The sequence below is a fragment of the Pseudogemmobacter sonorensis genome (assembly GCF_042762395.1).
Classification (GTDB): domain Bacteria; phylum Pseudomonadota; class Alphaproteobacteria; order Rhodobacterales; family Rhodobacteraceae; genus Pseudogemmobacter; species Pseudogemmobacter sonorensis.
The window spans coordinates 89,362-99,862 of the sequence record NZ_JBEFZE010000012.1; the positions used below are offsets into that span (position 1 = coordinate 89,362).

11 protein-coding genes are annotated in these 10,501 nt (G+C 64.8%); 9 read left to right on the plus strand and 2 right to left on the minus strand.

What is annotated here, in order from left to right; translation table 11 throughout:
- Positions 1-191: 191 nt before the first annotated feature.
- Positions 192-1,136 carry a LysR family transcriptional regulator gene (locus ABNX41_RS11195; RefSeq protein WP_438669812.1) on the minus strand — a complete coding sequence of 315 codons (945 nt, stop codon included), beginning with the start codon at positions 1,134-1,136 and terminating at the stop codon, positions 192-194.
- A gap of 194 nt (positions 1,137-1,330) precedes the next feature.
- On the opposite strand from ABNX41_RS11195, the gene ABNX41_RS11200 reads away from it, so the two are divergent.
- Positions 1,331-2,563, plus strand: coding sequence for a urate hydroxylase PuuD (locus tag ABNX41_RS11200; protein WP_438669813.1), 1,233 nt, complete (start codon positions 1,331-1,333; stop codon positions 2,561-2,563).
- Positions 2,564-2,684: 121 nt separating this feature from the next.
- Here ABNX41_RS11200 and ABNX41_RS11205 read toward each other — a convergent pair whose 3' ends face one another.
- Complete coding sequence (locus tag ABNX41_RS11205) at positions 2,685-3,503, minus strand: sulfotransferase family protein (protein ID WP_438669814.1); 819 nt, start codon at positions 3,501-3,503, stop codon at positions 2,685-2,687.
- Positions 3,504-3,670: 167 nt separating this feature from the next.
- Between ABNX41_RS11205 and ABNX41_RS11210 the strand changes: the two genes are divergently transcribed.
- The 8 genes from ABNX41_RS11210 to ABNX41_RS11245 all read left to right on the plus strand — a co-directional run.
- Positions 3,671-5,248, plus strand: coding sequence for a DUF5928 domain-containing protein (locus ABNX41_RS11210; RefSeq protein WP_438669815.1), 1,578 nt, complete (start codon positions 3,671-3,673; stop codon positions 5,246-5,248).
- Between the two features lie 2 nt (positions 5,249-5,250).
- Entirely contained in the window at positions 5,251-5,622 is a 372-nt protein-coding gene (locus ABNX41_RS11215; RefSeq protein ID WP_438669816.1) for an HIT domain-containing protein, read from the plus strand.
- An 8-nt stretch (positions 5,623-5,630) separates the two neighbouring features.
- Positions 5,631-5,921: an alkylphosphonate utilization protein gene (locus ABNX41_RS11220; RefSeq protein ID WP_438669817.1), complete on the plus strand. Its 291-nt coding sequence runs from the start codon at positions 5,631-5,633 to the stop codon at positions 5,919-5,921.
- Positions 5,922-6,030: 109 nt separating this feature from the next.
- On the plus strand, positions 6,031-6,894 hold the full coding sequence (locus ABNX41_RS11225) for a DMT family transporter (protein ID WP_438669818.1): 864 nt from the start codon (positions 6,031-6,033) through the stop codon (positions 6,892-6,894).
- A 413-nt stretch (positions 6,895-7,307) separates the two neighbouring features.
- Positions 7,308-7,679, plus strand: coding sequence for a 30S ribosomal protein S12 (gene rpsL / locus ABNX41_RS11230; RefSeq protein WP_107674699.1), 372 nt, complete (start codon positions 7,308-7,310; stop codon positions 7,677-7,679).
- A gap of 11 nt (positions 7,680-7,690) precedes the next feature.
- Positions 7,691-8,161: a 30S ribosomal protein S7 gene (gene rpsG, locus ABNX41_RS11235; protein WP_438669819.1), complete on the plus strand. Its 471-nt coding sequence runs from the start codon at positions 7,691-7,693 to the stop codon at positions 8,159-8,161.
- Positions 8,162-8,173: 12 nt separating this feature from the next.
- A complete protein-coding gene (fusA, locus tag ABNX41_RS11240; protein WP_438669820.1) occupies positions 8,174-10,291 on the plus strand; it encodes an elongation factor G in 2,118 nt (705 codons plus the stop codon).
- 89 nt (positions 10,292-10,380) lie between these two features.
- The coding region (locus ABNX41_RS11245) for a GTP-binding protein (protein WP_438669824.1) at positions 10,381-10,501 on the plus strand (121 nt) is incomplete at its 3' end.

The window sequence follows — 10,501 nt, forward strand, 5'->3', positions numbered from 1 at the left end:
GCTCTGGCCGACAGGATCGAGGGGGCGCGGATCACGCGCCCCCTTTTGCTTTGCACGGGCCTTTTGCTTGCCCGGGCCGGGGGCCTTCGGGCGGAAGGCGGCGGGACGGAAGGCGGGCTGCGCTTGTGGCGCCGGGTCGTGGTGTCCGGTCGTGGTGTCCGGCGTGGGGCCTGGCATCGGGCGGCGCGGGCTCAACCGCTGCCGTCCTCCCCGCCGGGGGCCGGATCCATCGCCTGGCGCATCGCCTCGCGGATGCGCGGGGTGATGAAATCGGTGAAGAGCCGCACCTTGGGATCCTTCAGCCGCCGGTGCGGCGTCAGGCTGGAAAGCTGCACCGGCAGCGGCGGATTGGCCTGCGCCACCGGGACCAGCCGACCCGCGCGCAGATGCTCGGCCACTTCGAACCGGGGTTTCAGCACGATCCCGTGCCCCTCCAGCGCCCAGCCGGTCAGCACATCGCCGTCGTCGCTTTCGAAGGGGCCGGTGATCTCGAACCGGCGCAGCCCCTCCGGGGTCTGCAGCGTCCACTGGAATTCCTTTGCCCCCGGATAGCGCAGGTTGAGGCAATCGTGTCGCCTTGAGACCAGCGCCGCCCCATTCTCGGGCATGCCGCGCCGCGCGATATAGTCGGGCGCGGCGCACAAGAGCCGCGCGCAATCGGCGATCAGCCGGACCTTGAGCGTCGAATCCTCAAGAATGCCCAGGTGGAAGGCCACGTCGATCCCCTCGGCCACCACATCGATCGGGCGGTCCGACAGCCGCAGCCGCAGGTCGATCTGCGGGTAAAGCGCGGTGAAGGCGGGCACATGCGGCGCGATCAGCCGCCGCCCGGTGCCAAGCGGGGCCGCGACGACGATGGTGCCGCGCGGGTTTTGCGTGACATCGGTGACCGCGGCCTCGGCCTCGACGATGGCTTCGAGCACCCTGGTCGCCCCTTCGTAGAAGATGCGGCCGTTCTCGGTCGGCTGCAGCGAGCGGGTGGTGCGGTTGAAGAGCCGCACGCCGAGATGTTTCTCAAGCTCGGAGATTCGCGCCGATGCCACCGCGGGCGAGGTGCGCTGGTCGCGGGCGGCCGCACTCATGCTGCCCAATTCATAGACACGGACGAACATGCGGATGTTGTTCACATAGCTCATCTGCGGTCCAGGCGGGAATGAGGGCGCCGGTCGGCGCTTTTGGGGATGCGGATTTTCTGCCAGGGTTTGAAAGTGATCCGGCATATCGACGGATTAACGTCAAATGCCCTGCCGGTATAGCCTCCACCGACCGAATGGTCCGGAAGACGGGGCCGGGCCGGAGAACGAAGCCAGACGCCACGGGGGTAGCACGAATGTATGACTGGGTGGTCCTTTGGGACTGGGTAGAGGTGGCCGTGCGCTGGCTGCATGTGATCACCGCGATCGCCTGGATCGGATCGTCATTCTATTTCGTGGCGCTGGACCTGGGGCTGCGCAAGACGCCGAGCCTGCCGCCCCTTGCCCATGGCGAGGAATGGCAGGTCCATGGCGGCGGATTCTACCATATCCAGAAATACCTGGTGGCGCCCGAGTTCCTGCCCGAGCATCTGGTCTGGTTCAAATGGGAAAGCTATGCGACCTGGCTTTCGGGCTTTGCCATGCTGGTGCTGGTCTATTACCTGGGATCGGACCTGTTCCTGATCGACCCGACGGTGATGGAGCTGACGGCGCTTCAGGCGGTGGCGATCTCGCTGGGTTCGCTGGCTTTCGGCTGGCTGGCCTACAACCAGATCTGCAAGACCTTCGTGAACGCCAACCAGACCGCGGTGATGGTGGCGCTGTTCGTGGTGCTGGTGGGGATGGCGTGGTTCTATACTTCGGTGTTTTCCGGCCGGGCGGCGCTTTTGCACCTGGGTGCCTTCACCGCGACCATCATGTCGGCCAATGTCTTCATGATCATCATCCCGAACCAGAAGGTGGTGGTGGCCGATCTGAAGGCGGGCCGCACGCCGGATCCAAAATACGGCAAGATCGCCAAGCAGCGCAGCACCCACAACAACTACCTCACGCTGCCGGTGCTGTTCCTGATGCTGTCGAACCATTACCCGCTGGTCTTCGCCACCCAATACAACTGGATCATCGCCAGCCTGGTCTTCCTGATGGGGGTGACGATCCGGCACTGGTTCAACACCCGCCATGCGCGGGCGGGCAATCCGCACTGGACCTGGGCGGTGACGGCGGTGCTGTTCCTGCTGATCGCCTGGCTTTCGACCGCGCCGATGCGCCAGCCGCCGCAGGAGGCCAGCCTGCATGGCGCGGCGCTGCGGCTGGCCGCGGCGCCCGAATTCGAGGAGGTGGTGATGATCGTGCAGAGCCGCTGCTCGATGTGCCATGCGAGCGAGCCTTATTGGGAGGGGCTGCACTGGCCGCCGAAGGATGTGGTCCTGGAAACGGAAAGCCAGATCGCCCGCGAGGCGAAGCGGATCTATCTGCAATCCGGGCTGAGCCATGCGATGCCGCCCGGAAACCTCAGCTATATGGAGGAGCGCGAGCGGGCGCTGATCGTGGATTGGTTCCGGGGGACCGGGCGGGCCGATCCGCTTTGACGGGGGGAGGAGGGGGGCGCTGCCCCCGTCTTCTGCGAAGACTCCCCCGGGATACTTTTGCCAAGATGAAGGGGCAAGGGGGAGGCCCGCCACGGCGCGTGGCGGGGGTAGGGGCCGGGGGTCAGTCGCCCAGCTTGGCGTGGACCTCGTCCAGGTCGATCTCGCCCTTGGGCATCTTGTTGGCGGGATTGTCGAAATCGTATTTGAAGAGCTGGAAGTCGCGCCGGTAGATTTCCCAGACCAGATGCATCGAGAGATCGTCGAAGTAATCCTCGACCGGATGGGCGCGTTTCGGGCCGTGGCCCTCGCTTTCGTTGAAGCGGGGCATGGCGGACAGGTCGATGCGGTGCGGGGTTTCGACGCTGTCGAGCACCTTCTGCATTCCTTCGTTGAACCTTTCGGTGAAGAGGATGTGGTCGTAGCGCCCGCCGTTCACGATGAAGGTCGCGACATGGCCCGACATCGCCGACCAGTGGATGTCGGGCTCCATCGGCTTTTTCCAGCGGATGGTGTCGCGCGCGAAGAGCAGGAAGCGCCGGAACGAGCGGATCTGGTCGAAGGGCTGCTTGCCGTCCTCTCCTCCGACCTCGATGCCGTATTTCTGGATCAGCAGCGGCACCAGGTTGCCCCGGTAGCGGCGGCCGTTGCGCTGGATGCCGCAGATCTTGTCGAAGAAGGACGACAGGATCCGGGTGTAGGGATTGCGCACGCAGGTGAAGGCGTAGCTCTTGTGCCGACGCACGTTCTTTTCGATCAGCGGCTGGCTGGCCTCGAGCGCCCATTTGTGCATGCCCGAAGTGGCGTCATGGATGTCGCCATCGAAGAACACGCCATGGTCGGAATGGAACATGATCTGCCCGATGGTCGAGCAGGCGCATTTCGGCACCACCCGATAGACCAGGCTTTCGCTCTCCGTCATCCATGTTCCCGGGAAACCCATGCTGCACCTGCCTCTTGCCGTGATCGGGATCTTCGTCGCCCCGAAACCAGTGGCGGGGACAGAAGCAAATAAACTCTGTCTTTTCAAGGAAGCATGAAACACTTTATGGAAACAATACCGCAGCCGTCCCGGTTTCGCTGCCCGATTCAGAAAAAGTGTGCCCTGTCATGGCGAAGATTGCCTACATCCTTCTGTGTCACAAGGACCCCGAAGGCATCATCGCCCAGGCCGAGCGGCTGACAGCGGCGGGGGATTGCGTCTCGATCCATTTCGACGGCCGGGCGCCGCGCGCGGCCTATGAGACGATCCGCGCCGCGCTGGCCGACAATGCCCAGGTCGTCTTCGCCGCGCGGCGGATCCGCTGCGGCTGGGGCGAGTGGAGCCTTGTCGAGGCCACGCTCGGCGCGCTTCGCGCGGCCGTGGCAAGCTTTCCCCGCGCCACGCATTTCTACATGCTCTCGGGCGATTGCATGCCGATCAAATCGGCCGAATTCGCCCATGCCTTCCTGGAGCGCGAGGATGTCGACTATATCGAGAGCTTCGACTTCGTGAACTCTGGCTGGATCAAGACCGGCATCCGGGAGGAGCGGCTGATCTATCGCCACTGGTTCAACGAGCGTACCAGCAAGGCCTGGTTCTACCGCTCGCTCGACTGGCAGCGGCGGCTGGGGCTGGAGCGGCGGATCCCGGCGGATCTGGAGATACAGATCGGCTCGCAATGGTGGTGTCTGCGGCGGCGCACGGTGGAATGGGTGCTGGATTTCATCGCCCGGCGCCGCGACGTGATGCGGTTCTTCCGCACCACCTGGATCCCGGACGAGACGTTCTTCCAGACCCTCGTGCGCCATCTGGTGCCCGAGGCCGAGATCCGCACCCGGCCGCTGACCTTCCTGATGTTCACCGATTACGGCATGCCGGTGACCTTCTACAACGACCATTACGACCTGCTGCTGAGCCAGGACTATCTTTTCGCCCGCAAGATCAGCGCCAATGCGAAAGAGTTGAAGGACCGCTTCGGCGCGCTTTACGCGGCCCCCGGCAAGGGGTTCGAGATCTCGAACGAGGGGCGCAGCCTCTACCGGTTCATCGCCGGGCGGGGCCGGGTCGGCCGCCGTTTCGCGCCGCGGTTCTGGGAAAACGAATCCAGCCTCGGGCGCGAGCGCACGCTGATGATGGTGACCTGCAAGAAATGGCATGTCGCGAAACGCCTGGTCGAGCGGGTGCGCGATGTCACCAGCCTGCCCGCGCTGGACTATGTCTTCAACGAAGAGGCCGCGGCGTTGCCGGATCTGGGCGGCATCCAGTCCAATATCGAGAAACGGACCCGCCATCGACGCGCGCTGGTGCGCATGTTGTTCGATTATTGGAAAACCGACCGGCTGATCTTCTGTATCGACCCCGCTTCGATCGACCTGATGCAGGATTTCTACAATGACAAGGCGCGGGTGCGCCTGCTTGAGATCCAGTGCGATTTCGATGACGACTATCTGATCGGCCATGCGCGGCGGGTGGGCCTGGCGGGCGAGCATACGCCGCAGGAAACGCTGGCGCGGCTTCTGCCCACCATCCGCTACGACGTGCGTTTCGAAAGCGACCGCATCCGCGAATGCGACTTTCCGAACTTCCACCGCATCCGCGAGGGCGCGGGCGTGGACGAAAACACCATGCCTTTGGCGGAATTCCTTGGTATCCCGGTGGACAAGGCGTTCCAGATCGCCTCGACCGACCATCTTTTCACGGATTGAACATGCCCGGACCCTATGACCCGCAGAACGTCTTCGCCCGCATCCTGCGCGGCGAGATCCCCAACAAGACCGTGGCCGAGACCGCCCATACCCTGGTCTTCCACGACATCCGCCCCCATGCGCCGCAGCATGTGCTGGCGATCCCGAAGGGCGCCTATGTCGACCTGGCCGATTTCGCCGCCAATGCCTCTGCCGAGGAGATCGTGGATTTCCATCGCACCGTGGCGCAGGTGATCGCCGATCTGGGGCTTTCGGGCCCCGAGGGCTACCGCGCCATCACCAATGCGGGCCTGCACGGCATGCAGGAGGTGCCGCATTACCACCTTCACATCCTCGGCGGCCGGGTGCTCGGCCGCCTGGTCGATCCTGCGTGAGGCCCGGCATGTCCGACGACGATTACGTCTATGACGAGGCGACGGGCGAATGGCGCCTGGCCTCGGAACTGGCGGCCGAGACCGCGCGGGTGGCGCGCGACGCGCTCGGCAATCCGCTGGCCGACGGCGATCAGGTGGTGCTGGTCAAGGATCTCAAGGTCAAGGGCGCGGGCCAGGTGCTGAAACAGGGCACGGTGATCCGCTCCATCCGCCTGACCGACGACCCCGAGGAGATCGACTGCCGCCACGAGACCATCCGCGGCCTGGTGCTGCGCTGCGAATTCGTGCGCAAGCGATAAGCGCTCTGGACCTCCGCGCGGCGCGGGTATAGCGGCCGTGCGGGCGGCGGGGCAGGGGCCCCGCCCGTAGAGCGAGGCGCGCGCGAGACAGATGGCGGCAAGCGACAATATGCGCGGGATCGTTCTGATGAACCTCGCCATGGCCTTCTTCACCCTCAACGACACGGCGATGAAGGCGGTGATGGAGGTCCTGCCCATGATGCAGGCCATCGGGCTGCGCGGCCTGCTCGCCACGCTGGCGCTGGCAGGGATCGCCTGGCGGATGGGTGTGCTGCTGCCGCCACTCGCCCCCCGGGACCGCCGACTGATCCTGTGGCGCACCCTGGCCGAGCTTGTCGCGACGCTGAGCTTTCTGGCCGCGCTCATCCATATGCCGATCGCCGAGATTTCGGCGATCCTCCAGGTCCTGCCCCTGGCGATGACCCTGGCGGCGGCGCTGTTCCTGGGCGAAAGGGTGGGCTGGCGCCGGGTGCTGGCGATCGCGACCGGCTTTCTGGGCGTGCTGCTGGTCATCCGCCCGGGGGGCGAGGCCTTCAACATCTGGGCGCTCTCGGGGCTGCTGTCGGTCGCGGCGGTGGTGCTGCGCGATTTGGCGACGCGGCGGCTGGCGCAGGCGGTGCCCTCGGTCTTCATCGCGATGGTGACGGCGGGGGCGGTGATGCTGATGGGATTTGCGGGCAGCCTCCTCGGCGAATGGGTGACGCCCGGCCCGCGCGAGGTCGGACTGATCCTCCTCGCCGCAGCGGCGCTGATCCTGGGCCTGGTCACCGTGGTCGCGGCGATGCGGGTGGGCGATGTCGCGGTGGTCTCGCCCTTCCGCTACGCGTCGCTCCTGTGGGCCATCGTGCTGGGCTGGCTGGTCTTCGGCCATCTCCCCGACGCGCTGGCCCTGACCGGGGCGGTGCTGATCGTGGCGAGCGGCGTCTTCACCCTCCTGCGCGAGCAAAAGCTGAAACGCGCGCGCCCGACCTGACCCCCCCCGGCCCCGAAAAAAAAACCGACCCGCAAAGCGGTAGCCCCGGCCTCTCCCCTTCATCTTGGCCCAAATATCCCGGGGGTGAGCCCGGGCCCCGCCCGGGCGAGGGGGCAGCGCCCCCTCACCTTTCGCGCCGCGCCAGGCACCCCGTTGACACCACCCGTTGACACCCCCGGCGATTCCCCCTATACGCCCGCTCACCCGTCGCCACAGGTCCGCCTTTGGCATCGGGTCAGAGCACCGAATATGGTCAAGATCCGGGTCCAGCACCCCGATCCTCTGGGAATTGTGCCGCGTCATCCCTGGAGTCGGGATGGGAGCGGCTTTCGTGTTTTGCGATGAGCGCATGGCACGGTCGAGAAGCGGCGCCCCGAAGGCAACGGGGCGAGTATCGAAAACGAGGAACGTGAATGCCGACGATTCAGCAGCTTATCCGGAAACCCCGGGAAGCGAATGCGCGCAAGTCCAAGTCCCAGCACCTGGAATCCTGCCCGCAGAAGCGGGGCGTCTGCACCCGCGTCTACACCACCACTCCGAAAAAGCCGAACTCGGCCATGCGGAAGGTCGCCAAGGTGCGGCTGACCAACGGATTCGAGGTGATCTCCTATATCCCCGGCGAAAAGCACAACCTGCAGGAGCACTCGGTCGTGCTGATCCGCGGCGGCCGGGTGAAGGACCTTCCCGGCGTCCGTTACCACATCCTGCGCGGCGTGCTCGACACCCAAGGCGTCAAAGACCGTCGTCAGCGTCGTTCGAAATACGGCGCCAAGCGTCCGAAGTGAGGTAGAGAGACATGTCCCGTCGTCACGCCGCAGAGAAGCGCGAAATTCTCCCGGACGCCAAATATGGCGACCGCGTCCTGACCAAGTTCATGAACAACCTGATGCTCGACGGCAAGAAATCCGTCGCCGAAGGCATCGTCTACGGCGCGCTGACCCGGGTCGAGACCCGGCTGAAGCGTTCGCCGGTCGAGGCCTTCCACGAGGCGCTCGACAATGTGAAGCCCTCGGTCGAGGTGCGCTCGCGCCGCGTCGGCGGCGCCACCTACCAGGTTCCGGTCGACGTCCGCCCCGAGCGCCGCGAGGCGCTGGCGATCCGCTGGCTGATCACCGCCGCCCGCAAGCGCAACGAGAACACCATGGAAGAGCGCCTGGCCGCCGAGCTTTCGGACGCGGTCAACGGCCGCGGCACCGCGGTCAAGAAGCGCGAAGACACCCACAAGATGGCCGACGCGAACAAAGCGTTCAGCCACTATCGCTGGTAAGGGAAAGCCATCATGGCACGCGAATATCCGCTCGACCTCTACCGCAACTTCGGCATCATGGCGCATATCGACGCGGGCAAGACCACGACGACCGAGCGCATCCTCTACTACACCGGCAAGTCCCACAAGATCGGCGAAGTCCATGACGGCGCCGCCACCATGGACTGGATGGAGCAGGAGCAGGAACGCGGCATCACCATCACTTCGGCCGCGACCACGACCTTCTGGGAAAAGACCTACGACGGCAAGGAAGCGGCGTCCAAGAAACACCGCTTCAACATCATCGACACCCCCGGCCACGTCGACTTCACCATCGAGGTCGAACGTTCGCTGGCGGTTCTCGATGGCGCGATCTGCCTTCTCGACGCCAATGCCGGCGTCGAGCCGCAGACCGAGACCGTCTGGCGCCAGGCCGACCGCTACAAGGTGCCGCGCATCGTGTTCGTCAACAAGATGGACAAGATCGGCGCCGACTTCTTCAAATGCGTCCAGATGATCAAGGACCGCACCGGCGCCACCCCCGCCCCGATCGCCCTGCCGATCGGTGCCGAGGACAAGCTGGAAGGCATCATCGACCTGGTGACCATGGAAGAATGGGTCTATCAGGGTGAGGATCTGGGCGCCTCCTGGGTGCGTCAGCCGATCCGTGCCGGACTGGCCGACGAGGCCGCCGAATGGCGCTCCAAACTGGTCGAGCTTGCCGTCGAGCAGGACGATGCGGCGATGGAAGCCTATCTCGAAGGCACCGAGCCCGACGTGGACACGCTGCGCGCGCTGATCCGCAAGGCGACGCTTTCGATGGCCTTCGTTCCGGTCACCGCCGGTTCTGCGTTCAAGAACAAAGGTGTGCAGCCGGTTCTTAACGCGGTCATCGACTATCTGCCCTCGCCCCTCGACGTTCCGGCCTATCTGGGCTTTACCCCCGGCGACGAGACCGAGACCCGCAATATCGAGCGTTCGGCCGACGACGCCCAGCCCTTCTCGGCGCTGGCGTTCAAGATCATGAACGATCCCTTCGTCGGCTCGCTGACCTTCACGCGGATCTATTCCGGCGTCCTGAAAAAGGGCGACCAGATGCTGAACGCGACCAAGGGCAAGCGCGAGCGCGTCGGCCGCATGATGATGATGCACGCCATCAACCGCGAGGAAATCGAAGAAGCCTTCGCGGGCGACATCATCGCGCTGGCAGGCCTGAAGGAAACCACCACCGGGGATACGCTCTGCGATCCGGCCAAGCCGGTCGTGCTGGAAACCATGACCTTCCCCGAGCCGGTGATCGAGATCGCCGTCGAGCCGAAGTCGAAGGCCGACCAGGAGAAGATGGGTCTGGCGCTGGCGCGTCTCGCGGCCGAGGATCCCTCGTTCCGCGTCGAGACCAACTTCGAATCCGGCCAGACCATCATGAAGGGCATGGGCGAACTTCACCTCGACATCCTGGTGGACCGCATGAAGCGCGAGTTCAAGGTCGAGGCGAATATCGGCGCGCCGCAGGTGGCTTATCGCGAAACGATCAGCCAGGCGCATGAGATCGACTATACCCACAAGAAGCAGACCGGCGGCACCGGCCAGTTCGCCCGCGTCAAGCTTCAGATCACCCCCACCGAACCCGGCGAAGGCTATTCCTTCGAATCGAAGATCGTGGGCGGCGCGGTGCCGAAGGAATATATCCCCGGCGTCGAAAAGGGCATCAAGTCGGTCATGGACTCGGGTCCGCTGGCGGGCTTCCCGGTGATCGACTTCAAGGTGGCGCTGGTCGACGGTGCCTTCCACGACGTCGACTCCTCGGTGCTCGCCTTCGAGATCGCGACCCGCGCGGCGATGCGCGAGGGCCTGAAGAAGGCCGGCGCCAAGCTGTTGGAGCCGATCATGAAGGTCGAGGTGGTGACCCCGGAGGAATATACCGGCGGCATCATCGGCGACCTGACCTCGCGTCGCGGCATGGTCCAGGGCCAGGATACCCGTGGCAATGCCAATGTGATCAACGCCATGGTCCCGCTGGCCAATATGTTCGGCTATATCAACAACCTGCGCTCGATGTCCTCGGGCCGCGCGGTCTTCACCATGCTGTTCGACCATTACGACGCGGTTCCGGAAAACCTGAGCCAGGAAATCCAGAAGAAATACGCCTGATCGGTGTGGCGGGGTGAAGCCCCGCCCTACCGCCCCGTAGGGCGCGCCGAGCGCGCGTCACAACCGACAAGAGAATAGGAGTTGCCACGATGGCAAAGGCAAAGTTTGAGCGCAACAAACCGCACGTCAATATCGGGACGATCGGTCACGTTGACCACGGCAAGACGACGCTGACGGCGGCGATCACGAAGTATTTCGGCGAATTCAAGG